Origin of the sequence: Dialister pneumosintes (assembly GCF_001717505.1) — a bacterium.
Taxonomy (GTDB): Bacteria; Bacillota; Negativicutes; order Veillonellales; family Dialisteraceae; genus Allisonella; species Allisonella pneumosinta.
Genome location: NZ_CP017037.1, coordinates 164,940 through 188,401, shown reverse-complemented (window position 1 = coordinate 188,401; position 23,462 = coordinate 164,940). Strand labels below are relative to the sequence as shown.

The window sequence follows — 23,462 nt, the reverse complement described above, 5'->3', positions numbered from 1 at the left end:
AAACCTCCTTACTTATCTGAATTTATTAATTCATTCCTACTTAAAATTTTATCAACAAGACCATACTCCAAAGCTGCTTTTGCAGTCATAAAATTATCTCGTTCGGTATCTTCTTGAATTGTTCCAATAGATTGTCCACTATGAGAAGCCAATATGTGATTGAGTTCTTCACGTAATCGAAGAATTTCTTTCGCATGAATTTCAATATCAGTAGCTTGACCACGTACTCCACCAAGAGGTTGATGAATCATAACATTAGCATGCGGTAATGCATATCGTTTCCCTTTTGCACCGGCAGTAAGAAGTACTGCTGCCATACTGGCACAGGAGCCGATACATATAGTAGATACATCCGGCTTTATATATTGCATAGTATCATAAATAGCCAATCCGGCAGTAACCACTCCTCCCGGACTGTTTATATATAAATGAATATCCTTATCCGGATTTTCCGCCTCTAAAAAAAGGAGCTGTGCAACAACAATATTAGCTACTTGATCATTGATTTCTCCATCAAGAAATACAATACGATCCTTTAATAATCTAGAGTAGATATCATAAGATTTTTCTCCGCGTGCAGTCTGTTCTATAACAATCGGTACATATGACATATGTCCACCCTTTCTTTCATTAAGAATATTTCTTTTATAGATAGAGAAGGACGCACCCTATGTGCGCCACCTCTCTTTACCAAGCTTGTAGGCTTAGTATCCTTATATACATTTATTTCAAATTATTTCTTTTCTTCTACCGTTTTTTCTTCTACTTTCGGCTCTTCTTTCTTAGCTTTTTCTACTAAGAAAGAGGCTGCCTTTCTTCTGGTAACAGAATCAATGAGAAGTCCCACTCTATTTTCTTGTTGAATAATCTTTACTACTTCACGAGGATTTGCATTGAACTGCTGTGCCATAGTAAAGACTTCCATGTTAATATCCTGTTCAGTCGGATGAATTTCTTCCTTATCCGCAATAGCATTAAGAACAAGACCTTCACGAACATTCTTTTCTGCCATTTCCGCATAATCTTTACGTAAGTCATCTACAGTCTTATCTAACTGCTTAAGATATCTATCAAAAGACTGACCCTGTGCTTCAATATTATGACGAATTTCACCAATCATATCATCCAAACGCTGGTCAATCATTTCTTGAGGAATATCCACTTCTGCATTAGCAATAGCTAAATCTACGAGAGCTTGACGATATGCCTGATTTGCTTGGTAACTTGCACGTCCCTGCATTTCCGCTTTCATCGTTTCCATTAAGTCTTTTAATGTTTCTTGCTTGCTGATAGATTTTGCGAAATCATCATCAATAGCAGGAAGTACTTTCTGTTTTACATCACAAACATGTACAGCAAATTCTGCATCCTTACCAGCTAATTCTTTTGCAAAGTATTCTGTTGGGAATGTAACTTTAACAACTACGTCATCACCGGCTTTATACCCTTTAAGCTGGTCTTCAAACCCCGGAATAAAACTTCCTGAACCGATTTCCAACGGATAAGCTTTACCTTCTCCCCCTTCAAAAGCAACTCCATTTACCGTACCCTTGAAGTCAATAATAGCAAAATCACCATTCTTAAGTTCTGCATCCTTAGCTACTTCTAAACGAGCATTTGCTTGTGCGGTCTGCTTAAGCTGTACCATTACATCCTCATCAGTAATCACGGGGTTAGTACGTACAGCTTCCAAATCAGTATACGCTCCTAATTTTACTTCCGGACGTTTAATAAATGTAGCGGTAAATGTAGAGCCGTTTTGTTCATCAAAAGATTCAGCATTTACTTCCGGTTGAGTAACAGGAACTAACTTTTCATCACGAAGTGCCTGATCCAATGCACGATTGAATACGATTTCTTTTGCTTCGCCTTCAATAGCTTCTTTTCCAAGATACATTTCAATCACTTTACGTGGTGCTTTACCTTTGCGGAAACCTTTTAACTTGACTTGATTTGCAAAACGAGAAACAGCTTGTTTAAAGCCCTTCACTACGTCATCAGCCGGTACTTCGACAGTTACCTTTACTTTATGCTGATCCAAATTCTCTACCTTTACATTCATTTATTGACTCCTCCTTAAGTTGGTTATACCAACAATGATACCTTTTTCATTTTCATAAACAAATTGCATCATATATGATAGCATATATTCGATAAAAGCACAAACAAAACGCTTCTACAGTGAATAGATTTCAAGTAATGAGTTCGATTCCTTTATCCATCATCATTGGAAATAAATTGCCTCTTTTTAGTAAAACCGCCATGTACTTCACTCACATCAAAAACAGAAATGAAAGCTTGTTCATCAATAGAATGTACTACTTGCTTTAATGCAGTTACTTCTAATCGACTTACTACAAGATATAGCACTTTCTTTTCATTTTTAAGATAGCCGCCTTGTCCGTAAAGAATCGTAACAGATCTTCCCATATGATTTAATGCATCAGATACTTCATCTCCATAATTAGTAACAACAAGAACTCCTTTAGATTCATCTAATCCGACCGTAACTATATCTATTACTTTAGAACAAATAAAATAAGCAACTAAAGAATACATCGCACTATTCCAATTAAATACAAATCCTGCGCTTCCTAGAATAAAAATATTAAAAAATAATACAATTTCTCCTACAGAAAAAGAAATTTTTCTATCCAACCAAATGGCTACTATTTCGGTTCCATCTAAAGAACCTCCACTCCGTATAACTAACCCAACCCCGATTCCGATAATTACACCACCAAATATAGTTGCTAAAAAAGGATCTGTAGTTATTGGCTGCCATGTTTCAAACCAATGTGTCCAGAAAGATAAAATAACAACTGCTACCGTAGCAAAAACAGCTAAGCTTTTCCCTAAGCGTTTATACCCTAAATAAAAGAATGGAATATTTAAAATAACTACCCAAAAAGAAAAAGAAATTTTAGTTAACTCCGATAAAATAAGACTAATACCAACAACCCCACCATCAATGATATTATTAGGAACTAAAAATAAATGTAGCCCGGCAGAATAAATCATAGCCCCAAGAGTTAATCCTATAAAATTTAAAATCAACTTTTTAAAGGAAAGTTTTCTTATTATTTCGGTCATAATTCCTCCAAAGCGATACAAGTTTTAATTAAATATATAAAAAGCACTGCCGTTATGCAGTGCTTTTATGGCGGAGGGAATGGGATTCGAACCCATGAACCTCGCGAAAGGTTAACGGTTTTCAAGACCGCCTCCTTCAACCACTCGGACACCCCTCCATAAACTTTTAATATTTTATAAAATAAAACAAAAACTGTCAATGTACTTTATATTTTTATTCATGAAATATGGTTATCTACCCATCAACTTTCATGTTATAAGTAAACCTAAATGTAATCAAAATAGTCATCAGGTAATCTCTCGTTAAATAATCTTGTTAATAAATTATAAAGATTTACCTCTTTTAGAAGTTATACTATACTTATACATATATACAGGTACATAATCAAACAAGGAGATTTCCATGGACTATATATTAGTTATTTATTATGATGTATTCCCTTTATTATTATTCATAATGATAGGATATCTTCTCGATAAATATTTTTCTTTAGATATACGCACTTATAATATTATTTCTTCATATGTTGCCATCCCTTTATTTACTTTTTTATGTTTATACCGATACACTCCTATAAAGGAGATAAGAAGTACATTTCTATTCATATTCATTTTATTTATTACAAGCTTATTAGGGTATTTTATAAAAAAAGCATTTCCTTCTTATGAAATTTCAATTTCTTCATTTCTAGCTTCTGATATGGAAGCGTTAGGCATTGTATTTATATTTTTTGTATTTACACATGCCCCATACATAACAATAAACACTAGTATTCCCAATTGTTCACAAACAGCTTTATCTATTGCTATTTTAATGCTTATTGCTGTTACATTAATACGCATATCTATAAATACATTTATTCATACAAAATCCATCTTTTTAGTCATAAAAAAGATTATGGCAACGCCTGTTTTATATGCAGCATTATTTGCTTTTATACTCCATTACTTCTCTATTCCCATTACACATACATTTTTATGGCCTGTATTGCTCCATTATGATGGAGTTTTTATTGTGTTAATAGGAATTACTGCCGGAGTATGGATTCATAGATTACCCAAAAAAACTATCTCTTACTACGAGATCCTTTTTCCTATATTGCGCTTTGTTCTGATGTTAAGCATTGCCTATTTATGCATTCGAAACACTCATTTTCTTTCTGCATTGGAATCGCAAATTTTATTTATTGCTGTATCTATTCCTGCAACACAATCCATGTCTAAGTGGGATAAAAGTTTATCTTCTTCCAGTAATGAAAACTCGCAATTATTATTAGCTGAGTTAGCCGTATACCTATTTTTATGTCCATTAGCAATACACTGGGCGATGAAACTTTTCCCTTTATCCTTATCTTGATTACTCTTTTCATACTGGAGATTTTATGGCTTTTTTACAAATTATCAGTAATAACATTTTACCCCTAATTGTTTTTATTGCTATTGGATATATTCTTGATATTATATTTACTCTCGATGTAAAAACATTAAATAAATTAACTTTTTTTGTTGTCCTTCCAAGCTTTATATTTTATAGTGTATATTCTGCTTCTATTAATATAACGATGATAAATGTCTTCTTTTTTGCTTGCATAGAAATGTTTTTCTTAAGTATAATTGGTATTCTCTACGGAAAACTACGCAAATTTCCGCTCGGCAAAATAGAAGCTTTTAAAAATGCAACGATGTTTTCAAACACCGGAAACATCGGAATTGCACTAGTTGCTTTAGTGTTCTCAAATGACCCTTTTATAGTCAATGGCGAAACGCCTTATCTCATACCCACATTAAGTGCAGGTACTATGTTATTAATACAAATGAATATATTTTTAAATACACTAGGCTTATATCAAGCAGGAAAAGGAAAGTTAACCCCCTATGATGCTATTAAAGTTATTCTACATATGCCGGTTATCTACGTTCTAGTTTCTGTTTTTACAATAAAAATATTGCAAATAAATTTATCAGACTTATTTATATGGCCTCTTTTCAAATATAGTGCACAAGCACTAGTAGCCATTGTAATGATGGCGTTAGGAATCCAAATACACCATAGTCAATTCAAAGTACAAGATATAGATGCGTGGGCCGCTACTTCTCTACGCCTTTTAGGTGCACCGCTTATCGTATGGGGATTATTAACAATTTGGAATACTTTTGGCACCGGATTCTCTCCTATCGTCTGTCAAGTACTCATGATTATGTCATCCGTTCCTTCTCCAGCCAACTCAGTACTCTATGCTATTGAGTTCCGAAATTATATTGACTTTGCTACAGAAATTGTAATTATGAGTACTTTTGCATCTATTTTAACGATGACCATCGTAATTTATATGGCAAGAATACTTTTCCCTATATAAGTTATAAAAATAAAATTATATTGTCTATTGTTCCATCAAACAAAACCACTTATAATAAAAATGATTAATTTTATTTATGAACCAAGGAGGATCTAATGAACAACACTTCTTTCCTCGACCGTGTATTTCATCTAAAAGAAAATGGTACCACCATTAAAACAGAAATACTGGCGGGCGCTACCACATTTATGACAATGGCATATATTCTTGCCGTCAACCCCATGATCATGGGCGCTATCGGAATGGATAAAGGTGCGGTATTAACCGCCACATGTCTAGCGTCTTTTATAGGCACTTTATTAATGGCTTTATTAGCTAATTATCCATTTGCATTAGCTCCGGGTATGGGACTGAATGCCTTTTTTGCCTATACTGTTGTCATGTCTATGGGGTATAGTTGGGAAACTGCTTTATCTGCCGTATTTTTTGAGGGTGTAATTTTCATTTTGCTAACGCTCACTAATTTACGTGAAGCAATCTTTAATGCAATTCCTATGAATCTAAAAAAAGCAGTATCTGCCGGAATTGGCTTATTTATTTGTTTTATCGGACTGGGAAGTGCACATATTGTTGTATCTAATGAAGCAACTAAAGTCGCGTTATTCTCATTTAAAAGTGCAGCTTTATCCGGTTCTTTCTATACAACCGGAACCCCTGTACTCATTGCTATATTAGGAATTTTCATTACTGCATTCTTCATGATAAAAAAAGTAAGAGGAAATATTCTTTGGGGCATTCTGGCTTCTTGGATTTTAGGTATGATAGCAGAAGCAACCGGATTATATATTCCAGATCCATCGGTAGGTGCATTCAGCACATTCCCACAATTTAATGGATTAGCTTCTTTGCTTCCACAAAGTATAGAGCCTGTCTTTATGAAATTAGACTTTTCACAAGTTATTTCTTTTGATTTTTTTGCTGTACTCTTTGCATTCTTATTTGTTGATATCTTTGATACATTAGGAACTCTTGTGGGCGTATCTCAAAAAGCAAATATGCTTGATAAAGAGGGAAAACTTCCTCGTATCAAACCAGCTTTATTATCAGATGCTATTGCTACTATATTTGGCTCACTTTTAGGTGTAAGTACTACTACTACTTATGTAGAAAGTGCTGCGGGTGTAGGTGAAGGTGGAAGAACCGGTCTTACAGCGGTAACAGTAGCCTTTCTTTTCTTAGTTTCTATTTTCTTCTCTCCTATTTTCTTAGCAATCCCCGCCTTTGCTACAGCTCCTGCGCTTATTATTGTAGGATTCCTTATGTTTACATCAGTAGCAACTACGAACTTTGGAGAACTTACAGAAGCAATTCCTGCTTATATCACCATTATTGCAATGCCATTCTTCTATAGTATATCTGAGGGTATTTCTATGGGAATTATTTCTTATGTAGTATTAAATGCTCTATCAGGAGAAAAGAAAAAAATCAGTCCACTTCTTATCATATTAGCTATTGTATTTATCGCTAAATATTTCTTTATAGGCTAAACTTCAATAAAAAAGGACGCTTTATAAGCGTCCTTTTTTATTGAAGTTTTAATCTCTATAATTACTTAATTCTATTTAAAATGAAATCTAAATATATCATTTTCTATATTACAATACTCCTTTTTATCATATTATCATAGATAAGTTAAAGTAATAATAGAATTCTCCTCTTTGGAAAGAGAATACCTGATACAAAAACTTTTTTATAAATAAAACTATATTTTTACAGACAATCATTGTAATGTTTGTCTGTAAAATATTATAAATCTGGCATCTATAACCCCATTTATAAGCATCAAGTTTTAGCGGATATAGTTCTTAATTTATTCTTTAGAAAATTCTCTTCTAACCTCATTAAAAAAGATTTTTCATTATACACAACATTTAAAAGCAACATGAAAAAAGTACTACGCACAAACGTAGTACTTTTTATCTTATACCAATTCAATGATAGCTACTGGAGCGGAGTCTCCTTGACGAAGTCCCAACTTCATGATACGAGTATAACCGCCATTACGTTCGGTATACTTTTGTGCAATTTCATCGAACAATTTCTTAGTAACTGCCTTGTCCATAATAAAACCTTCAGCTTGACGACGAGCATGAAGATCTCCTCTTTTAGCAAGAGAAATCATCTTATCAGCTGTCTTGCGAAGTTCTTTCGCCTTAGCTTCGGTAGTCTGAATACGACCATATTGGAAAAGAGCGGTGACCAGGCTGCGGAGAACGGCTTTACGTGGTCCGCTTGTTCTTCTTAATTTGCTATGAGCCATGTCTTCCTCCTAAATAATGATCAATCTTTTGAATTTCTGAGATGAAGGTCAAGTCCTCTAAAATTAGAAAGCTTTTCTTTTATTTCATCTACAGATTTTTTTCCGAGATTGCGTACACGGGTTAATTCATCTTCCGATTTTGCTGTTAACTCTTCGAGAGTATTGATTTCAGCTCTCTTTAAGCAATTGAAAGCACGAACAGAAAGTTCAAGATCTTCAATAAGAATACTGGTAAGATCTACCTTATTTTCTTCTTCAGCTTCTTTATGTTCCACAACTTCTACAGAAGCAACATCTTCTGTGGCTTCTAAAGAAATTGGTTTTGTAACTAAAGACTGAAAATTCTTAAAGCTCTTGATTAAAATAGTAGCTGCTACAGCTACCGCATCAGGAGCTGTAATAGAACCATCTGTCAATACTTCGAGAGTTAGCTTATCATAATCCATCTCGTTTCCGACACGGGTATCGCTCACTTCATAGTTACACTTAATAACTGGAGAATAGATGGAATCAATCGGAATGACTCCAATGACGTCGTCTTCTCTCTTATTCTTTGTAAAGGGTACATAGCCACGTCCCTGATCAATAGTAATTTCCATTCCGAGATGACTATCTGTATCAAGGGTGCAAATAGCTAGATCTTTATTCAGTACATCGATTTCAGACGGCAACGGTACGTCGCCAGCACGCAAAATGCCTTCCTCAGTAACATCAATTCTACACTTAATAGGAAATTCTGCTTCATCATGTGCAATAAAACGAATTTTCTTAAGGTTAAGAATGATGTCAGTCACGTCTTCTCTAACACCATTTATGGCAGAAAATTCATGAAGTACGCCATCAATTTTAATAGATGTGATAGCCACACCGCTTAAAGATGAAAGCAACACACGTCTAAGGCTGTTGCCTAGCGTAATACCATATCCTCGTTCGAGTGGTTCGCATTCAAACTTGCCATGACGCTTATCTTCATCAAGAGCAACAGTTTTAATTGTGAAGCTTTTGTTTTCGATCATCCGAAAGTCCTCCTTCCGCACAACAATGTGCTAATGTACGCAAAAGTTAAAATTAAATTCTTCTGCGCTTTGGAGGACGACATCCATTATGTGGAATCGGGGTAACGTCCTTAATACTGCTAACTTCAATTCCTGCAGCTTGCAATGCGCGGATTGCAGCTTCACGACCTGCGCCCGGTCCTTTGACAAATACATCAGCGGAACGCATACCGTGCTCAATTGCAACCTTAGCTGCTTGTTCAGCGGTCATCTGAGCTGCAAATGGAGTACTCTTACGAGAGCCTCTAAAACCAAGCCCACCAGCGGAAGCCCAAGAAATGGTATTTCCGTTAGAATCTGTAATCGTTACAATCGTATTGTTGAATGTGGAACGAATGTGTGCGGCACCGGTTTCTACATGCTTCTTTTCTCTTCTTTTTACTGTAGCCATTTTATTCCTCCTTCAACATTATTTCTTAGTAGCAAGCTTCTTGCCTGCAATGGTCTTTCTTGGACCTTTACGTGTACGAGCATTTGTCTTTGTACGCTGTCCACGAGTTGGCAAACCTTGACGATGACGGTTTCCTCTGTAAGAACCAATTTCAACTAAACGTTTAATGTTGAGGGATACTTCTCTACGAAGATCACCTTCGACCTTATATTCAGCCAATACATTGCGGATATTAGCAACATCATCTTCTGTTAAATCTTTTACGCGAACATCTGGATTAATACCAGCTTTGCTCAAAATTTCTTTGGAAAGAGTAAGGCCTATTCCATAAATATAAGTCAAGCCGATCTCAACGCGCTTATCTCTTGGTAAGTCTACACCAGCTATACGTGCCATCTACTCAATACCTCCTTTTTATTAACCTTGTCTCTGCTTATGTTTCGGATTTTCACAAATGACCATAACGCGACCTTTGCGTTTGATGATCTTACACTTGTCACACATCTTCTTAACGGATGGTCTGACCTTCATCTTGTTTCCTCCTTACTTATTTGAAGCGGTAAGTAATTCTACCATGGTCCAAATCATAGGCGGTCAGTTCCAGGGTCACCCGGTCCCCAGGCAATATACGAATGAAATTCATACGCATCTTGCCGGAAATATGCGCCAATACGATATGACCATTTTCCAATTTGACGCGGAACATTGCATTTGGTAATTTTTCAACAACCAAACCTTCCACTTCAATGACGTCTTCCTTGCTCATGGGAGCCTCCTTTAACTATTTTTTCTATGAAATACATATTAAAGGTAATTCATAGTGCCCCGTACTTTATGACCGCATAGTCAGAATTCGTGGGCCGTCTTTAGTAATAGCAATGGTATGTTCCATATGTGCTGACGGTAATCCATCAACAGTTACTACGCTCCATCCATCACGCAAAGTATAAGTTTCTTCACTGCCCATGGTAATCATCGGCTCAATGCAAATAACCATACCTTCTTCTAAACGCGGTCCATGTCCTGGTTCTCCATAATTTGGTACTTCTGGATCTTCATGCATTTCCGTACCGATACCATGTCCTACATAGTCTCGAAGGATTCCATATCCATACGGCTTAATAGCACATTCTACAGCGTAGCCAATATCACCAACGTGATTACCCACTACTGCTTGTTTTATGCCTGCATATAAAGAGTCTTCTGTAGCCTTTAAAAGTTGAGCCATCTTTTTATTGCAATGTCCTACAGGAACAGTGATACAAGAATCTCCCATATAACCATCTAATTCTACCACAAGATCAAGGGAAATAATATCACCTTTCTTTAGGATTTTGCGAGCTGACGGAATACCATGTACAACCACTTCATTTACAGATGTACAAATAGAAGCGGGATAACCATAATAGCCTTTTTCACTTGGGATACCACCATGATTTCTAATGTACTCTTCCGCCATTTTATCTATCTCCAGAGTACTAATCCCCGGTTTTATATTTTTAGCAAGAAAAGAAAGAGTGTCAGCAGTAAGTTTTCCTGCACGAGCAATCTTTTCTATTTCTTCAGGCGTACGAATATTAATCATTTTTTCGCCTTTGCAAGAGAACCTTTAATATCAGAAAAAACTTCATCCATAGACTGGTCTCCATCAATGTCAACATAACGTCCGCTCATCTTATAATAATCAATCAACGGTTTTGTTTGCTCATCATATACAGCCAATCTGGACCGAATAGTTTTTTCATTATCATCAGCACGCTGATAAAGTTCTCCCCCACAATTATCACAAACTCCCTGCTGTTTCGGAGGACGGAAATCTCTATGGAAGGAAGCACTACACTTGCGACATACAAGTCTACCACTTACCCTCTTAATGAGATCTTCACGATTGGCATTAATTCCCAATACCGCGGTTAAAGAAATTCCCATTTCATGAAGAATAGAATCTAAAGAGGCTGCTTGCGCTGTTGTACGAGGAAATCCATCCAAAATCCAACCATCTTTACAATCTTCCTGAGCAAGTCTTTCTTTAACGATACCAACAGTAACACTGTCCGGTACCAATGCCCCCTTATCCATATAACTTTTGGCTTCTTTACCAAGAGGTGTTCCTGACTTCACTGCTGCTCTAAACATATCACCAGTAGAAATCTGAGGGATACCGTATTCACGGATCAATCGTTCCGCCTGTGTACCTTTCCCAGCACCAGGAGGTCCCATTAATAAGATATACATAATCCCAACTCCTTATTTAATAAAGCCTTGATAGTTACGTGTCACCATCAGAGACTGTGCCTGACGCATTGTATCCAATGCAACGCCTACAATGATGAGTAACGCCGTTCCCCCAAAGTATACGCCTTGGATATTTGTAATATTCCCAATAAAATTAGGAAGTATCGCTATGAATGCCAGAAAAATAGAACCTGTAAAGGTAATTCTTGTTAATACTTTATCTACATACCGCATAGTCGGTTCACCCGGTCTAATTCCCGGAATAAATCCACCATACTTTTTCATATTATCTGACAAATCTTTAACATTTACCGTAATTGCTGTATAAAAATAGGTAAACATTACAATCAATATTGCATATAGTACGGTATTTGCCCATGTTCCCCAACTAAAGAATTTAGCTACATTTTGAACCCATTCCACATGGATAAATTGTGCTAATGTAACCGGAAGCATCAAAATAGATGAGGCGAAAATAATAGGAATAACACCTGCCTGATTAACCTTTAAAGGTAAAAAGGTATTATGTCCGCCATACATTTTACGTCCAATTACTCTCTTCGCATATTGAACCGGAATACGACGCTGCCCTTCATTAACTTCAATAACAACAGCAATCATAGCCAATGCAATTAATCCAAACAACAAAGCTTGCAGTGGAGTAATTGTTCCTACTTGCAGATATTCAACAATGGTTTGCATCGCTTCAGGAAAGCGAGCAACTATACCGCAAAAAATAATCAGTGAGATTCCATTGCCAATACCATGTTCAGTGATTCTTTCACCAATCCACATTAATAAGCAAGTTCCAGCAGTAAGAACAATACAAACAACAAATAAAAACAACCAGCTATTATCTACCAGTGCATTGTTTGCACGAAGACCATATGAAATACCAAATGCTTGGACAAATCCAAGAAAAATAGTTCCATAACGAGTAATCTTTTGTATTTTCTTAAAGCCTTCCTGACCATCTTTACGCAATTCTTCAAGTGCGGGAATTACCGCCACAAGCATTTGCATAATAATTTGTGCATTAATGTATGGGGTAATACTCATCGCAAATATAGAAAATTTACTTAATGCGCCACCTGAGAATAAGTCAAGAAACCCAAATAGGTTTCCTGATGTAAATATACTTTCAATTACCGAAGCATTTACCCCCGGTACAGGGATATGAACCCCTAACCGGAAGATAATAAACATTATAAAGGTGTAAACAATGCGATCTTTGAGTTCTTTATTAGCAAAAAGATTTGCAAAAAAATTCCCCATTTTAGATCACCTCAGCTTTTCCACCTGCTGCTTCGATTTTCTGCTGTGCAGACTTGGTAAATCCTTGAGCGACAACCGTCAAAGACTTTGTCAATTCACCATTTCCAAGTACGCGAACACCTTCTAAAACATTCTTAAGAATGCCCGCTTCAATCAATGCTGCAGGATCAACTACTGCACCATTATCAAAGCAATTAAGCTGTTCAACATTAACTTCTGCATATTTCTTAGCAAAAATATTTTTGAATCCGCGTTTTGGAAGTCTGCGATACAGTGGCATCTGACCACCTTCAAACCCCGGGCGTGTGCCGCCACCGGTTCTAGACCACTGACCTTTAGTACCGCGAGTTGCTGTCTTACCCATCCCAGAACCGATACCACGGCCTACACGGCGTCTAGGTCTTCTAGAGCCTTCTGCCGGTTTAAGTTCATGCAGTTTCATAATGTAGCACCTCCTTGTATTAGTTTTCTTTAACTTCTACCAGATGGCGTACTTTATGAAGCATACCTTTAATCTGGGGTGTCAGTTCCTGTTCAACAGAAGAGTTTGTCTTCTTGAGTCCAAGAGCCTTTACAGTAGCAACCTGATCAGGTTTGGAGCCGATCACACTCTTTTTCAATGTAATTGTAACCTTACTCATGATCAGTCTCCTATTAATTATAAATTTCATCAACAGACTTGCCACGAAGTGCTGCAACGTGTTCTACATTTTCAAGTCTAGCAAGACCGTCTAAAGTAGCTCTAACCATATTGATTGGATTGCTAGAACCCAAAGACTTAGTTAAAATATCACGAATGCCTGCAAGTGCAAGTACAGAACGAATTGGACCGCCAGCAATAACACCGCAACCTTCAGCAGCTGGCTTCATGAATACACGACCTGCACCATATTCACCAGTAATGGAGTGCGGAATTGTTCCATTTTTAATAGAAACAGTAATCATATTTTTCTTAGCGTCTTCAACGCCCTTACGGATAGCATCCGGAACTTCAGCAGACTTGCCGATTCCAGCTCCAACTCTACCCTTTCCGTCGCCTACAACGACGACAGCAGCAAAGGATGCGCGACGACCGCCCTTAACAGTTTTAGCAACCCTATTGATGAAAACAACGTTTTCTTGCAAATCGGATTCCTGTTTTTCAAATCTTGCCATTTGCTTATCTCCTTTACCTTAAAATTTCAGGCCGGCTTCACGAGCACCTTCAGCAAGTGCTTTAACTCTGCCGTGATAAATATGGCCGCCGCGGTCGAATACGACGGTATCAATTCCCTTTTCAAGTGCTCTCTTAGCAACAACTTTACCTACTTCTGCAGCAGCTGCTACATTACCACCATTCGGGAATGTGCCTTTAATTTCTTTATCCAAAGTACTTGCAGATACAAGCGTAACCTTAGCTTCGTCATCAATAATCTGAGCGTAAATATTACTTAAGCTGCGGAAAACATTGAGACGCGGACGCTGTGCAGTACCGGAGATGTTCTTACGAAGACGCAGATGGCGACGAACCACTGCGCTTCTTCTTTCATTTTTACGCATTTACGATTGGCCTCCTGTCTTACTTTGCGCCGGTCTTGCCTGCCTTACGGCGGACATGTTCCCCGGAATAACGAATACCCTTGCCCTTATATGGTTCTGGTTCACGCCAGCCACGAATTTCAGCCGCAGTCTGACCAACCTTTTGTTTATCTACACCGGATACAATAATTTCAATAGTAGATGGTGTCGCAATAGTAACACCTTCCGGTGGAGTAACAACTACCGGATGAGAGAAACCAAGTGATAAGTGCAAGTTTTGTCCCTGCATCTTAGCATTATAACCAACACCATTGATTTCAAGCTTCTTTTCAAACCCGGTATGTACACCAACCACCATATTATTAAGCAGTGCACGTGTCAAACCATGAAGTGCACGAATCTTATTACTATCATTTGGACGGGTAATTACAAGTTCATTATTTTCCATAGCAATATTTATATCTTTATGGAATTCACGAGTAAGTGTACCCTTTGGACCCTTTACGGTTACCAAGTGGCCATCAATTTTCACTTCAACGCCTGCCGGTACCGCAATCGGTTTATTGCCTATTCTTGACATATTATAACCTCCAATTGCTTACCAGACATAAGCGAGAACTTCGCCACCAAGACCTGCTTTACGAGCAGCCTTGTCTGTCATAATCCCTTTAGATGTGGAAATAACAGCGATTCCAAGACCACCAAGAACCTTCGGGAGTTCTTCCTTACCTGCGTAAGCTCTTAATCCCGGTTTAGAGATTCTCTTAAGTCCTTTAATAACCTTTTCACGGTTAGCACCATACTTTAAAGTAACACGTAAAAGTTGATGATTATCTTCTTCAACCTTTTCTACGTCTTTAATAAAACCTTCACTCTTCAAGATTTCCAGCACAGCGGCTTTAATTCTAGAAGCGGGCATATCTACTTTAGCATGATATGCATCGTTCGCATTACGAATACGTGTGAGCATATCCGCAATCGGATCGGTTGTGATCATTTATATATCCTCCTAAAACCTAAATTACCAGCTGGCTTTTCTTACGCCCGGAATCTCTCCGCGGTAAGCCAGTTCACGGAACTGATTTCGGCAAACACCGAACTTGCGTAAATAACCATGTGGACGACCTGTCAACTTACAACGGTTATGAAGACGTGTCGGGGATGCATTGCGAGGAAGCTTGCTAAGAGCTTCATAATCGCCGGCTTCTTTAAGGGCCTTACGCTTAGCTGCGTATTTCTGAACCGCGAGTTCTCTCTTTTTCTCACGTTCCAACATAGACTTCTTTGCCATAGTTCCTCCTGTTATTTTTTGAACGGCATACCAAACTTAGTCAAGAGTTCTCTTGCTTCTTCGTCGGTCTTAGCCGTAGTCACTACAATGATATCCATTCCGCGTACTCTATCAATTTTTTCAAAATCAATTTCCGGGAAAAGCAGCTGTTCTTTAACACCAAAAGCATAATTACCTCTGCCATCAAAGCTTGTAGAGCTAATACCACGGAAGTCGCGGACGCGGGGAAGTGCGATATTAATCAGACGATCAAGGAATTCGTACATTCTTTCTCCTCTGAGAGTGACCTTGCAGCCTAGCGGCATACCTTCACGAATCTTCCAGGATGCCAAAGACTTCTTAGCCTTACAAATAATAGGCTTCTGCCCAGCAATAGCTTCCAAGTCAGATGCTGCTGCATCAACAGTCTTCGCATTTTCAGTTGCTTCGCCTACGCCGATGTTAATAACAATCTTTTCCAACTTCGGAATTTCCATTACATTATTATATGCAAATTTTTCCTGCAGTTCACTTCTGATCTGCTTATTATACAAATCGTGTAATCTGGACACTTTTTATCCTCCTTCCCGCTTATTTAACTTTATCTAAAACAGCGCCACTCTTAACAGCAGCTCTAACAAAAGAGCCATCGGCCTGTTTTACCATCTTAATACGAGTCGGCTTCTTGCTTTCCGGATCCAAAATCATAACTTTAGATACATGAATTGGAGCTTCCTTTTCAATAATGCCGCCTTGTGGGTTAGCCTGGCTTGGCTTAGTATGTCTTTTAACAACATTAACGCCTTCAACGACTACGCGACTCTTTTTTGGTTCGCAAGCCTTGATTACTCCCTGCTTGCCTTTATCTTTACCAGAAATAACTACCACAGTATCTCCAGTTTTTACATGTAATTTCTGACTCATCGTGTACCTCCAAAAATTAGAGCACTTCCGGTGCCAGAGAAATGATCTTCATGTAATCTCTATCACGAAGTTCTCTTGCTACTGGTCCGAAAATACGAGTGCCGATAGGACTCTTGTCATCCTTAATCAGAACAACAGCGTTTTCATCAAAACGAATATGAGAGCCATCCGGACGGTTCATTCCACTCACTGTACGAACGATGACTGCCTTGCATACCTGACCCTTCTTAACAACGCCACCAGGCGCTGCATCTTTGACGGTAACAACAACGGTATCGCCAATATTTCCGCTCTTACGGAAGGAGCCACCTAAAACCTTGATTACAAGGACATTTTTTGCTCCACTATTGTCTGCAACGTTGAGTCTGCTTTCCTGCTGAATCATCGTGCCAATCCTCCTATATTACTTATTAATTCTGACGGGCAACGATTTTTTCGACGCGCCAACGCTTATCGCGAGACAGCGGGCGTGTTTCTACGATGCGTACGGTATCGCCGATACGGCATTCGTTGTTTTCGTCATGCGCTTTAAACTTACTTGTAGTATTAATAGATTTTTTATAAAGCTTATGTGGAACCTTGCGTTCAATAGCAACAACAACAGTTTTGTCCATCTTGTCACTTACAACGATTCCCTGGCGCACTTTGCGCATTCTTCTTTCTTCTGCCACGGTTAGATCCTCCTTTGGATTTACTGTCATGCCTTGTGGACAGCCTTCAATTCTTCTTCACGCTGTACAGTCTTGATACGAGCGATTGTTTTTCTTACTTCACGAATACGCATCGGATTTTCAAGCTGACCTGTAGCGAGTTGAAAACGGAGGTTAAACAGTTCTTCCCTTAAGCTGACGATCTTTTCATTCAATTCGGCAGTGGAGAGGTTACGAATTTCATTCACCTTCATTTTATTCACCTACCACTTCTTGACCTTTAATTACAAACTTGGTCTTAATCGGCAGCTTGTGACCAGCCAAACGCATAGCTTCTTTCGCTACTTCGACAGGGACTCCTCCCATTTCGAACATTACGCGGCCCGGTTTTGTAACTGCTACCCAATATTCTACAGAACCCTTACCATTACCCTGACGAGTGCCAATCGGTTTAGATGTAACCGGCTTGTCTGGGAATATTTTTATCCAAACTTTGCCACCACGCTTAGTGGAGCGAGTCATTGCAATACGAGCTGCTTCAATCTGGCGGTTAGTAATCCATGCCGGTTCCAACGCAACCAAACCGTATTCACCGTAAGTCACAGTATTGCCCTTTTGAGCTCTACCTTTCATGCGTCCACGGAACTGTTTACGGAACTTTGTACGTTTCGGAATTAACATTAGGAGTCACTCCTTTCCTGATTTCTCGGCTTACGTTCTCTGCGCTCACCTCTACGGCCACCACGTCGATTATTGTTATCACGTTGGTTATTGCCACGAGATTTACTATCGCGAGTATTTTCATTTTCCGGAACCATTTCTCCCGGAGCAAGTTCACCCTTATAAATCCAAACTCTAACGCCGATAGCGCCAAAAGTTGTATGAGCGGTTGTTACACCATAGTCAATGTTAGCACGAAGTGTCTGTAAAGGAATGGAACCTTCACGATAGCTTTCGCTACGTGCAATTTCAGCTCCGCCAAGACGACCGCTAACTGCAACCTTAATTCCCTTTGCTCCTGCACGCATAGTTCTTCCCACCGCTTGTTTTACAGCACGGCGGAAGCTAATACGTTTTTCAAGCTGAGAAGCAATATTTTCAGCAACAAGAATTGCACTCATATCCATAGATTTAATTTCTACGATATCAACATCAACTTCGCTAGTAGTAATTGGTTTAAGAGCTTTCTTGATATCTTCAATACCTGCACCACCACGACCAATAACCATTCCTGGTTTAGCTGTAAAGATGGACAGCTTAATACGATTTCCTGCGCGTTTAATACCAATCTTGGAGATACCAGCAATGAAGAGATGTTTCTTCAAAAACTGACGAATCTTTGTGTCTTCAATTAGCTTTGCAGCAAAATCTTTTTCTGCAAACCACTTTGAATCCCAATCACAGGTTACGCCTACGCGCATTCCGTGCGGATTTACTTTCTGACCCAAAACGTGTCCCTCCTTTTATTAGTTTCTTTCAGAAACTTTTACAGTAAGTGTACTGGTACGTTTCATGATCCCGAAAGCCTGTCCACGAGAACGTGGATGTATGCGCTTCATAATTGGGCCTGCATCTACAAAAGTAGTTGAAACATACAGATTATCAATATTCATATTATTATTGTTTTCGGCATTCGCCATAGCACTTCTAAGAGTCTTTTCAATAACTTTAGAAGCAGCTTTCGGTGTATTACGAAGGATTGCCAATGCTTCTCCTACGTTTTTTCCTCTAATCAAATTAACTACAATACGTACCTTGCGAGGCGAAATGCGGATATTTCTAGTTATTGCCTGAACTTCCATTCTATTTCCTCCTCGTTACTTAGCCATAGCCTGATCGCTCTTATTATGGCCCTTAAATGTACGGGTCGGAGCGAATTCGCCGAGCTTGTGACCAACCATATCTTCAGTCACATATACTGGTACATGCTTTCTTCCGTCGTGAACTGCAATAGTATGTCCCACAAAACTCGGAAGGATAGTTGAAGCACGAGACCAGGTTTTTACAATTTTCTTTTCGTTAGCATCGTTGAGAGCATCAATCTTTTTTACAAGAGAGAACGCTACAAACGGGCCCTTCTTAATAGATCTGGACACTTTTATCCCCCTTTACTTACTTACGTCTCTTAACAATCAGCTTTGTAGACGCCTTTTTATTATCGCGAGTCTTCACGCCGTAAGCCGGTTTGCCCCACGGAGTTACTGGACGTTTACGCCCAACCGGAGACTTACCTTCACCACCACCGTGTGGATGGTCATTAGGATTCATTACTACACCACGATTTGCCGGGCGAATACCGAGCCAACGGTTTCTGCCTGCCTTACCAATGGTAATATTTTCATGATCTTCATTACCAACCGCACCAACAGTTGCACGGCAACGAATATGAACTTTTCTAAGTTCACCACTTGGCAATCGAAGCAACGCATGGTCGCCTTCTTTAGCCATGAGCTGTGCACTAGCCCCTGCAGAACGAACCATTTGTCCGCCCTTTCCTATTTTTAATTCTACATTATGTACAGTTGTACCAAGTGGAATATTCAACAAAGGAAGAGCATTTCCTGGTTTGATATCAGATTCCGGACCACTAGTAACAACAACGCCAACTTGAAGTCCTCTAGGAGCCAAGATATAACGCTTTTCCCCATCCGCATAATGCAGTAAAGCAATACGGCATGTACGGTTTGGATCATATTCAATAGAAGCTACTTTAGCCGGAATATTGTCTTTGTTTCTCTTAAAGTCAATAATTCTGTACTGACGCTTGTGTCCGCCACCCTGATGACGCACAGTCATCTTGCCGGAATCATTACGACCACCATGATTATGAAGAGGTGCAAGCAAGGATTTTTCTGGCTTGTTTGTTGTGATTTCTTCAAAAGTGGAAATAGTCATCTGACGACGTCCGGGAGTGTACGGTTTAAATGTTTTATAAGCCATTTATGTTCCTCCTTAGACTCCTTCAAAGAATTCAATTGTATCGCCCGGCTTGAGCGTAACAATTGCCTTCTTCCAATCACTGCGACGCCCTTGAGTGCGCCCCATGCGCTTCAGTTTACCTTCATATCGCATAGTATTTACAGCAGTCACCTTTACGTGGAATACCTGTTCAACCGCATTGCGAATATCAATCTTGGTTGCAGCGAGAGGTACACGGAAAGTATATTTACCTTCTTCCATAAGAACGGTTGTCTTTTCGGTAATAAGTGGACGAATGAGGATGTCACGTGATTCCATTATGCGAGTACCCCCTCAATTTTTTCTACAGCACTCTTTGTAATAAAGAGCTTTGTGTAATGAACAATATCATAAATGTTGAGGCCACTTGGAGCAATCGCTTTTACGCCAGGAATATTGCGAGCGGAAAGGATTACATTCATGCAATCGCTATCACCATCAATAATCAAAGCTTTACCTTCAACATTAAATGCTGCCAACATCTTAATCGCTTCCTTAGTCTTCGGTGCTTCAAACCCAATCTTATCAAGAACGATAATTTCGTTGGCACGAAGCTTTTCAGAAAGTGCAGATTTAACTGCAAGTTGACGAGCCTTTCTATTCATACCTTTAGCATGACTTCTTGGTGTCGGGCCAAATACTGTGCCACCGCCAACCCACAATGGGGAACGGATAGATCCTACTCTTGCACGACCTGTGCCCTTCTGTCTCCAAGGTTTCTTTCCGCCACCGCGAACAAGACCTCTCGTTAAGGTAGCATGTGTGCCAAGGCGTTCATTAGCCATCTGACGCACAACTGCCTCATGAATGACAGCTTCATTGTATTCTACGCCAAATACGCTGTCGTTCAGCTTTATTTCACCAGCCGCCTGGCCGGTTACATTATACAATGTTACATTCGGCATTGATGTTCCTCCCTTTCAGAACGGTTATTTTTGCCTACCATTATTTTACAGATTTAACTGTAGACCGTACCATGACAAGACTTCCCTTTGCACCGGGAATTCCGCCTTTAATGAGCATAAGATTACGTGTTGTATCAACCTTAACAACACTCAAATGCTGCACGGTAACTCTTGCATGGCCCATATGTCCAGGGAGCTTCTTGCCTTTAAATACCTTACCACCGCCGCCAGACATACGTGCACCTAAAGATGCAGGCTGACGATGATTCTTGGACCCATGAGATTCCGGTCCACGGCGGAAATTGTAACGTTTAATAGTTCCTGCAAAGCCTTTACCCTTGCTAGTTCCAATTACGTCAATAACTTCGCCTTCTGCGAAAATATCAGCAGCCAGAGTTTGGCCTACTGTATAAGAAGGCTGTTCTTCTAATCTGAATTCACGCAGATACTTAACCGGAGCAACGCCAGCCTTTTCAAACTGACCTTTAACCGGTTTTGTTAAATGTTTCTCTTTTACTTCGCCGTAACCGAGCTGGACTGCATTGTATCCATCAGATTCAATGTTTTTAACAGCTACGACAAGATTAGGTTTTACTTCTACTACAGTAACTGGAATCAAATCTCCATTTTCTGCAAATACCTGAGACATTCCTAACTTTGTACCCAAAATAGCTTTCGACATGTTCGCACCTCCTTACGCTTTTATTTCAATGCTGACACCTGCTGGAAGTTCCAGTCTCATCAGCGCATCCGCGGTCTTCTTAGAAGGATCGAGGATATCAATCAATCTCTTGTGAGTACGCATTTCAAACTGTTCACGACTATCTTTATTTACATGTGGTGAACGAAGAATTGTGTACACATTCCGTTCAGTTGGAAGCGGAATAGGACCAGAGACTCTGGAACCGGTTCTTACTGCGGTTTCCACAATTTTCGCTGCGCTCTGATCTACAGTCTTGTGATCATAGCCCTTTAAGCGAATTCTAATTTTTTCTTGTTTTGCCAATTCTTAAACCTCCTGACGTTCATTTCCAGAATGAACTGCTCCGTGAAAATTCCCCCGCTAAGCGGGCCACCTTTCACTTCATAGTTTTAAACACACCCAGCCACGCATTGCAATGTACAATCACACTGATACGAGCTTGTGTCCAGCCCTTAAATAATACTATTAATAGTATTATTTTGCAATAGTTTTATTTTTATTTTATAAAATTTTATTTTTATTTTATAATTACTCATTTGTTTGCCTCTTAATTATTCTATCCCTTACTTTGACCTATTCTACTCTTCTCTATCGGCTTCTCCTTCTCATACCCCCCCCACTTTAAAAAGAGAGAAGGTTTCCCTCCTCTCTTCTCTTTTCACAATTCTTATAAAGTTTTATTACTTAATAATCTTTGCTACTACGCCTGCACCTACTGTACGGCCACCTTCACGAATTGCAAATCTCTGTCCTTCTTCCATTGCAATTGGGGTAATAAGCTGTACGCTCATTTCAATGTTATCTCCCGGCATGCACATTTCGGTTCCTTCCGGCAATCCGATGTTTCCGGTTACGTCTGTCGTTCTAAAGAAGAACTGTGGACGATATCCATTGAAGAACGGTGTATGACGGCCGCCTTCTTCCTTAGTCAATACATATACCTGTGCGGTAAATTCTGTATGTGGCTGTACGGTTCCCGGCTTAGTTACTACCTGTCCACGTACAATGTCATCACGGTCAATACCACGAAGCAATGCACCTACACTGTCACCTGCCATTGCCTGATCCAATGTCTTTCTAAACATTTCCAATCCGGTAATAACGGTTTCGGTTGGCTTTTCCTGAAGTCCTACGATTTCTGCTGCGTCCCCTACCTTCATGGTACCACGTTCTACTCTACCGGTTGCTACGGTACCACGTCCGGTAATAGTAAATACGTCTTCTACCGGCATCAAGTATGGCTTATCAGTATCACGTTCCGGAGTCGGGAAGTAGTCATCTACACTCTGCATCAAATCACGGATTGCCTGTTCATACTTAGCATCTCCATTCAATGCACCAAGTGCAGAACCTACAGTAATTGGAGTGTCATCGCCCGGGTAGCCATATTCAGAAAGAAGATCTCTTACTTCCATTTCTACCAAGTCAATCAATTCCGGATCATCTACCTGATCTGCCTTGTTCAAGAATACTACGATAGATGGTACGCCTACCTGCTTAGCCAACAAAATGTGTTCACGTGTCTGTGGCATTGGACCGTCTGCTGCAGATACTACCAAAATAGCTCCGTCCATCTGTGCTGCACCGGTAATCATGTTCTTTACATAATCAGCGTGACCTGGGCAGTCTACGTGTGCATAATGACGTTTTTCGGTTTCATATTCAATGGTAGAGGTATTAATGGTAATACCACGTGCTCTTTCTTCCGGTGCTTTATCAATGGATGCATAATCCAAGAAATCTGCCTTACCTTCATCTGCCAATACCTTGGTAATTGCCGCAGTTAAGGTAGTCTTACCATGGTCTACGTGTCCGATAGTACCAATATTTACATGTGGCTTTGTTCTTTCATAATGTGCTTTTGCCAT

The 23,462-nt window shown here is 39.3% G+C and carries 38 protein-coding genes and 1 tRNA gene; 3 read left to right on the top strand and 36 right to left on the bottom strand.

The window, feature by feature from the left end; all coding sequences use genetic code 11:
- Positions 1 to 8 precede the first annotated feature (8 nt).
- From clpP to BCB69_RS06390, 5 genes are all read right to left on the bottom strand, one after another.
- Positions 9 to 611 carry an ATP-dependent Clp endopeptidase proteolytic subunit ClpP gene (clpP, locus tag BCB69_RS00995; RefSeq protein WP_022513925.1) on the bottom strand — a complete coding sequence of 201 codons (603 nt, stop codon included), beginning with the start codon at positions 609 to 611 and terminating at the stop codon, positions 9 to 11.
- A gap of 122 nt (positions 612 to 733) precedes the next feature.
- Entirely contained in the window at positions 734 to 2,062 is a 1,329-nt protein-coding gene (tig, locus tag BCB69_RS00990) for a trigger factor (RefSeq protein ID WP_069176746.1), read from the bottom strand.
- A gap of 152 nt (positions 2,063 to 2,214) precedes the next feature.
- The gene (locus BCB69_RS00985; protein ID WP_022513923.1) at positions 2,215 to 3,093 is read right to left on the bottom strand and encodes a YitT family protein; all 879 of its coding nucleotides are present in this window, start codon (positions 3,091 to 3,093) and stop codon (positions 2,215 to 2,217) included.
- Positions 3,094 to 3,161: 68 nt separating this feature from the next.
- Positions 3,162 to 3,251: transfer RNA gene (locus BCB69_RS00980), tRNA-Ser, on the bottom strand.
- Between the two features lie 505 nt (positions 3,252 to 3,756).
- The gene (locus tag BCB69_RS06390) at positions 3,757 to 3,936 is read right to left on the bottom strand and encodes a hypothetical protein (RefSeq protein WP_147360755.1); all 180 of its coding nucleotides are present in this window, start codon (positions 3,934 to 3,936) and stop codon (positions 3,757 to 3,759) included.
- 55 nt (positions 3,937 to 3,991) lie between these two features.
- On the opposite strand from BCB69_RS06390, the gene BCB69_RS06385 reads away from it, so the two are divergent.
- The 3 genes from BCB69_RS06385 (at position 3,992) to BCB69_RS00965 (ending at position 6,937) form a co-directional block, all read left to right on the top strand.
- Positions 3,992 to 4,450 (top strand): hypothetical protein, encoded by a 459-nt coding sequence (locus BCB69_RS06385; protein ID WP_147360757.1) that lies wholly within the window; start codon positions 3,992 to 3,994, stop codon positions 4,448 to 4,450.
- 25 nt (positions 4,451 to 4,475) lie between these two features.
- Positions 4,476 to 5,450, top strand: coding sequence for an AEC family transporter (locus BCB69_RS00970; RefSeq protein WP_069176745.1), 975 nt, complete (start codon positions 4,476 to 4,478; stop codon positions 5,448 to 5,450).
- Between the two features lie 95 nt (positions 5,451 to 5,545).
- Positions 5,546 to 6,937, top strand: a complete 1,392-nt coding sequence (locus tag BCB69_RS00965) for an NCS2 family permease (protein ID WP_069176744.1) — start codon at positions 5,546 to 5,548, stop codon at positions 6,935 to 6,937.
- A 434-nt stretch (positions 6,938 to 7,371) separates the two neighbouring features.
- Here BCB69_RS00965 and rplQ read toward each other — a convergent pair whose 3' ends face one another.
- From rplQ to tuf, 31 genes are all read right to left on the bottom strand, one after another.
- Positions 7,372 to 7,710, bottom strand: coding sequence for a 50S ribosomal protein L17 (gene rplQ, locus BCB69_RS00960; RefSeq protein WP_022513919.1), 339 nt, complete (start codon positions 7,708 to 7,710; stop codon positions 7,372 to 7,374).
- 20 nt (positions 7,711 to 7,730) lie between these two features.
- Positions 7,731 to 8,726, bottom strand: coding sequence for a DNA-directed RNA polymerase subunit alpha (locus BCB69_RS00955; RefSeq protein WP_022513918.1), 996 nt, complete (start codon positions 8,724 to 8,726; stop codon positions 7,731 to 7,733).
- Positions 8,727 to 8,778: 52 nt separating this feature from the next.
- A complete protein-coding gene (gene rpsK, locus BCB69_RS00950; protein ID WP_022513917.1) occupies positions 8,779 to 9,156 on the bottom strand; it encodes a 30S ribosomal protein S11 in 378 nt (125 codons plus the stop codon).
- An 18-nt stretch (positions 9,157 to 9,174) separates the two neighbouring features.
- Positions 9,175 to 9,552 carry a 30S ribosomal protein S13 gene (gene rpsM, locus BCB69_RS00945; protein ID WP_069176743.1) on the bottom strand — a complete coding sequence of 126 codons (378 nt, stop codon included), beginning with the start codon at positions 9,550 to 9,552 and terminating at the stop codon, positions 9,175 to 9,177.
- A 21-nt stretch (positions 9,553 to 9,573) separates the two neighbouring features.
- Positions 9,574 to 9,687 carry a 50S ribosomal protein L36 gene (gene rpmJ, locus BCB69_RS00940; RefSeq protein ID WP_008859825.1) on the bottom strand — a complete coding sequence of 38 codons (114 nt, stop codon included), beginning with the start codon at positions 9,685 to 9,687 and terminating at the stop codon, positions 9,574 to 9,576.
- 16 nt (positions 9,688 to 9,703) lie between these two features.
- The gene (gene infA, locus BCB69_RS00935) at positions 9,704 to 9,922 is read right to left on the bottom strand and encodes a translation initiation factor IF-1 (RefSeq protein WP_022513915.1); all 219 of its coding nucleotides are present in this window, start codon (positions 9,920 to 9,922) and stop codon (positions 9,704 to 9,706) included.
- A gap of 66 nt (positions 9,923 to 9,988) precedes the next feature.
- Positions 9,989 to 10,741: a type I methionyl aminopeptidase gene (map, locus tag BCB69_RS00930; protein WP_069176742.1), complete on the bottom strand. Its 753-nt coding sequence runs from the start codon at positions 10,739 to 10,741 to the stop codon at positions 9,989 to 9,991.
- Positions 10,738 to 11,391: an adenylate kinase gene (locus tag BCB69_RS00925; RefSeq protein WP_069176741.1), complete on the bottom strand. Its 654-nt coding sequence runs from the start codon at positions 11,389 to 11,391 to the stop codon at positions 10,738 to 10,740. The genes map and BCB69_RS00925 overlap by 4 nt, the downstream gene beginning before the upstream one ends.
- A 12-nt stretch (positions 11,392 to 11,403) precedes the next feature.
- Complete coding sequence (gene secY, locus BCB69_RS00920; RefSeq protein ID WP_022513912.1) at positions 11,404 to 12,666, bottom strand: preprotein translocase subunit SecY; 1,263 nt, start codon at positions 12,664 to 12,666, stop codon at positions 11,404 to 11,406.
- Position 12,667: 1 nt separating this feature from the next.
- Positions 12,668 to 13,108 (bottom strand): 50S ribosomal protein L15, encoded by a 441-nt coding sequence (gene rplO / locus BCB69_RS00915; protein ID WP_022513911.1) that lies wholly within the window; start codon positions 13,106 to 13,108, stop codon positions 12,668 to 12,670.
- Between the two features lie 19 nt (positions 13,109 to 13,127).
- Positions 13,128 to 13,307 carry a 50S ribosomal protein L30 gene (gene rpmD / locus BCB69_RS00910; RefSeq protein WP_022513910.1) on the bottom strand — a complete coding sequence of 60 codons (180 nt, stop codon included), beginning with the start codon at positions 13,305 to 13,307 and terminating at the stop codon, positions 13,128 to 13,130.
- A gap of 13 nt (positions 13,308 to 13,320) precedes the next feature.
- Positions 13,321 to 13,821, bottom strand: a complete 501-nt coding sequence (rpsE, locus tag BCB69_RS00905) for a 30S ribosomal protein S5 (RefSeq protein WP_022513909.1) — start codon at positions 13,819 to 13,821, stop codon at positions 13,321 to 13,323.
- An 18-nt stretch (positions 13,822 to 13,839) separates the two neighbouring features.
- A complete protein-coding gene (gene rplR / locus BCB69_RS00900) occupies positions 13,840 to 14,205 on the bottom strand; it encodes a 50S ribosomal protein L18 (RefSeq protein ID WP_022513908.1) in 366 nt (121 codons plus the stop codon).
- Positions 14,206 to 14,224: 19 nt separating this feature from the next.
- Positions 14,225 to 14,764: a 50S ribosomal protein L6 gene (gene rplF, locus BCB69_RS00895; protein ID WP_022513907.1), complete on the bottom strand. Its 540-nt coding sequence runs from the start codon at positions 14,762 to 14,764 to the stop codon at positions 14,225 to 14,227.
- Between the two features lie 18 nt (positions 14,765 to 14,782).
- Positions 14,783 to 15,181: a 30S ribosomal protein S8 gene (gene rpsH / locus BCB69_RS00890; protein ID WP_022513906.1), complete on the bottom strand. Its 399-nt coding sequence runs from the start codon at positions 15,179 to 15,181 to the stop codon at positions 14,783 to 14,785.
- 24 nt (positions 15,182 to 15,205) lie between these two features.
- Positions 15,206 to 15,475, bottom strand: coding sequence for a 30S ribosomal protein S14 (rpsN, locus tag BCB69_RS00885; protein ID WP_022513905.1), 270 nt, complete (start codon positions 15,473 to 15,475; stop codon positions 15,206 to 15,208).
- A gap of 11 nt (positions 15,476 to 15,486) precedes the next feature.
- The gene (gene rplE / locus BCB69_RS00880; protein ID WP_022513904.1) at positions 15,487 to 16,026 is read right to left on the bottom strand and encodes a 50S ribosomal protein L5; all 540 of its coding nucleotides are present in this window, start codon (positions 16,024 to 16,026) and stop codon (positions 15,487 to 15,489) included.
- 19 nt (positions 16,027 to 16,045) lie between these two features.
- The gene (gene rplX, locus BCB69_RS00875; protein ID WP_022513903.1) at positions 16,046 to 16,378 is read right to left on the bottom strand and encodes a 50S ribosomal protein L24; all 333 of its coding nucleotides are present in this window, start codon (positions 16,376 to 16,378) and stop codon (positions 16,046 to 16,048) included.
- Between the two features lie 16 nt (positions 16,379 to 16,394).
- A complete protein-coding gene (gene rplN, locus BCB69_RS00870) occupies positions 16,395 to 16,763 on the bottom strand; it encodes a 50S ribosomal protein L14 (RefSeq protein ID WP_022513902.1) in 369 nt (122 codons plus the stop codon).
- 25 nt (positions 16,764 to 16,788) lie between these two features.
- On the bottom strand, positions 16,789 to 17,049 hold the full coding sequence (rpsQ, locus tag BCB69_RS00865) for a 30S ribosomal protein S17 (RefSeq protein WP_083989976.1): 261 nt from the start codon (positions 17,047 to 17,049) through the stop codon (positions 16,789 to 16,791).
- A gap of 26 nt (positions 17,050 to 17,075) precedes the next feature.
- Positions 17,076 to 17,282, bottom strand: coding sequence for a 50S ribosomal protein L29 (rpmC, locus tag BCB69_RS00860; RefSeq protein ID WP_069176740.1), 207 nt, complete (start codon positions 17,280 to 17,282; stop codon positions 17,076 to 17,078).
- Between the two features lies 1 nt (position 17,283).
- Entirely contained in the window at positions 17,284 to 17,709 is a 426-nt protein-coding gene (gene rplP / locus BCB69_RS00855; protein ID WP_022513899.1) for a 50S ribosomal protein L16, read from the bottom strand.
- Positions 17,709 to 18,476, bottom strand: a complete 768-nt coding sequence (rpsC, locus tag BCB69_RS00850; RefSeq protein ID WP_022513898.1) for a 30S ribosomal protein S3 — start codon at positions 18,474 to 18,476, stop codon at positions 17,709 to 17,711. The genes rplP and rpsC overlap by 1 nt, the downstream gene beginning before the upstream one ends.
- 18 nt (positions 18,477 to 18,494) lie before the next feature.
- Entirely contained in the window at positions 18,495 to 18,830 is a 336-nt protein-coding gene (gene rplV, locus BCB69_RS00845) for a 50S ribosomal protein L22 (protein ID WP_022513897.1), read from the bottom strand.
- Positions 18,831 to 18,845: 15 nt separating this feature from the next.
- Positions 18,846 to 19,124: a 30S ribosomal protein S19 gene (gene rpsS, locus BCB69_RS00840; RefSeq protein WP_022513896.1), complete on the bottom strand. Its 279-nt coding sequence runs from the start codon at positions 19,122 to 19,124 to the stop codon at positions 18,846 to 18,848.
- A gap of 16 nt (positions 19,125 to 19,140) precedes the next feature.
- On the bottom strand, positions 19,141 to 19,968 hold the full coding sequence (gene rplB, locus BCB69_RS00835) for a 50S ribosomal protein L2 (RefSeq protein WP_069176739.1): 828 nt from the start codon (positions 19,966 to 19,968) through the stop codon (positions 19,141 to 19,143).
- A gap of 12 nt (positions 19,969 to 19,980) precedes the next feature.
- Complete coding sequence (rplW, locus tag BCB69_RS00830; RefSeq protein ID WP_022513894.1) at positions 19,981 to 20,265, bottom strand: 50S ribosomal protein L23; 285 nt, start codon at positions 20,263 to 20,265, stop codon at positions 19,981 to 19,983.
- Complete coding sequence (rplD, locus tag BCB69_RS00825) at positions 20,265 to 20,891, bottom strand: 50S ribosomal protein L4 (protein WP_069176738.1); 627 nt, start codon at positions 20,889 to 20,891, stop codon at positions 20,265 to 20,267. The genes rplW and rplD overlap by 1 nt, the downstream gene beginning before the upstream one ends.
- A gap of 40 nt (positions 20,892 to 20,931) precedes the next feature.
- A complete protein-coding gene (rplC, locus tag BCB69_RS00820) occupies positions 20,932 to 21,573 on the bottom strand; it encodes a 50S ribosomal protein L3 (protein ID WP_022513892.1) in 642 nt (213 codons plus the stop codon).
- A 12-nt stretch (positions 21,574 to 21,585) separates the two neighbouring features.
- Positions 21,586 to 21,897, bottom strand: coding sequence for a 30S ribosomal protein S10 (gene rpsJ, locus BCB69_RS00815; protein WP_022513891.1), 312 nt, complete (start codon positions 21,895 to 21,897; stop codon positions 21,586 to 21,588).
- Positions 21,898 to 22,274: 377 nt separating this feature from the next.
- Positions 22,275 to 23,462 carry an elongation factor Tu gene (gene tuf, locus BCB69_RS00810; protein ID WP_022513038.1) on the bottom strand — a complete coding sequence of 396 codons (1,188 nt, stop codon included), beginning with the start codon at positions 23,460 to 23,462 and terminating at the stop codon, positions 22,275 to 22,277.

Bases quoted from the DNA above. Each gene is read 5' to 3' on its own strand.
- clpP (WP_022513925.1), bottom strand. From the start codon at position 611: ATGTCATATGTACCGATTGTTATAGAACAGACTGCACGCGGAGAAAAA.
- tig (WP_069176746.1), bottom strand. From the start codon at position 2,062: ATGAATGTAAAGGTAGAGAATTTGGATCAGCATAAAGTAAAGGTAACT.
- BCB69_RS00985 (WP_022513923.1), bottom strand. From the start codon at position 3,093: ATGACCGAAATAATAAGAAAACTTTCCTTTAAAAAGTTGATTTTAAAT.
- BCB69_RS06390 (WP_147360755.1), bottom strand. From the start codon at position 3,936: ATGCGTATTAATGTAACAGCAATAAGCATTAAAATAGCAATAGATAAA.
- BCB69_RS06385 (WP_147360757.1), top strand. From the start codon at position 3,992: ATGGCAACGCCTGTTTTATATGCAGCATTATTTGCTTTTATACTCCAT.
- BCB69_RS00970 (WP_069176745.1), top strand. From the start codon at position 4,476: ATGGCTTTTTTACAAATTATCAGTAATAACATTTTACCCCTAATTGTT.
- BCB69_RS00965 (WP_069176744.1), top strand. From the start codon at position 5,546: ATGAACAACACTTCTTTCCTCGACCGTGTATTTCATCTAAAAGAAAAT.
- rplQ (WP_022513919.1), bottom strand. From the start codon at position 7,710: ATGGCTCATAGCAAATTAAGAAGAACAAGCGGACCACGTAAAGCCGTT.
- BCB69_RS00955 (WP_022513918.1), bottom strand. From the start codon at position 8,726: ATGATCGAAAACAAAAGCTTCACAATTAAAACTGTTGCTCTTGATGAA.
- rpsK (WP_022513917.1), bottom strand. From the start codon at position 9,156: ATGGCTACAGTAAAAAGAAGAGAAAAGAAGCATGTAGAAACCGGTGCC.
- rpsM (WP_069176743.1), bottom strand. From the start codon at position 9,552: ATGGCACGTATAGCTGGTGTAGACTTACCAAGAGATAAGCGCGTTGAG.
- rpmJ (WP_008859825.1), bottom strand. From the start codon at position 9,687: ATGAAGGTCAGACCATCCGTTAAGAAGATGTGTGACAAGTGTAAGATC.
- infA (WP_022513915.1), bottom strand. From the start codon at position 9,922: ATGAGCAAGGAAGACGTCATTGAAGTGGAAGGTTTGGTTGTTGAAAAA.
- map (WP_069176742.1), bottom strand. From the start codon at position 10,741: ATGATTAATATTCGTACGCCTGAAGAAATAGAAAAGATTGCTCGTGCA.
- BCB69_RS00925 (WP_069176741.1), bottom strand. From the start codon at position 11,391: ATGTATATCTTATTAATGGGACCTCCTGGTGCTGGGAAAGGTACACAG.
- secY (WP_022513912.1), bottom strand. From the start codon at position 12,666: ATGGGGAATTTTTTTGCAAATCTTTTTGCTAATAAAGAACTCAAAGAT.
- rplO (WP_022513911.1), bottom strand. From the start codon at position 13,108: ATGAAACTGCATGAACTTAAACCGGCAGAAGGCTCTAGAAGACCTAGA.
- rpmD (WP_022513910.1), bottom strand. From the start codon at position 13,307: ATGAGTAAGGTTACAATTACATTGAAAAAGAGTGTGATCGGCTCCAAA.
- rpsE (WP_022513909.1), bottom strand. From the start codon at position 13,821: ATGGCAAGATTTGAAAAACAGGAATCCGATTTGCAAGAAAACGTTGTT.
- rplR (WP_022513908.1), bottom strand. From the start codon at position 14,205: ATGCGTAAAAATGAAAGAAGAAGCGCAGTGGTTCGTCGCCATCTGCGT.
- rplF (WP_022513907.1), bottom strand. From the start codon at position 14,764: ATGTCAAGAATAGGCAATAAACCGATTGCGGTACCGGCAGGCGTTGAA.
- rpsH (WP_022513906.1), bottom strand. From the start codon at position 15,181: ATGATCACAACCGATCCGATTGCGGATATGCTCACACGTATTCGTAAT.
- rpsN (WP_022513905.1), bottom strand. From the start codon at position 15,475: ATGGCAAAGAAGTCTATGTTGGAACGTGAGAAAAAGAGAGAACTCGCG.
- rplX (WP_022513903.1), bottom strand. From the start codon at position 16,378: ATGAGTCAGAAATTACATGTAAAAACTGGAGATACTGTGGTAGTTATT.
- rplN (WP_022513902.1), bottom strand. From the start codon at position 16,763: ATGATTCAGCAGGAAAGCAGACTCAACGTTGCAGACAATAGTGGAGCA.
- rpmC (WP_069176740.1), bottom strand. From the start codon at position 17,282: ATGAAGGTGAATGAAATTCGTAACCTCTCCACTGCCGAATTGAATGAA.
- rplP (WP_022513899.1), bottom strand. From the start codon at position 17,709: ATGTTAATTCCGAAACGTACAAAGTTCCGTAAACAGTTCCGTGGACGC.
- rplV (WP_022513897.1), bottom strand. From the start codon at position 18,830: ATGGAAGTTCAGGCAATAACTAGAAATATCCGCATTTCGCCTCGCAAG.
- rplB (WP_069176739.1), bottom strand. From the start codon at position 19,968: ATGGCTTATAAAACATTTAAACCGTACACTCCCGGACGTCGTCAGATG.
- rplW (WP_022513894.1), bottom strand. From the start codon at position 20,265: ATGGAATCACGTGACATCCTCATTCGTCCACTTATTACCGAAAAGACA.
- rplD (WP_069176738.1), bottom strand. From the start codon at position 20,891: ATGCCGAATGTAACATTGTATAATGTAACCGGCCAGGCGGCTGGTGAA.
- rplC (WP_022513892.1), bottom strand. From the start codon at position 21,573: ATGTCGAAAGCTATTTTGGGTACAAAGTTAGGAATGTCTCAGGTATTT.
- tuf (WP_022513038.1), bottom strand. From the start codon at position 23,462: ATGGCAAAAGCACATTATGAAAGAACAAAGCCACATGTAAATATTGGT.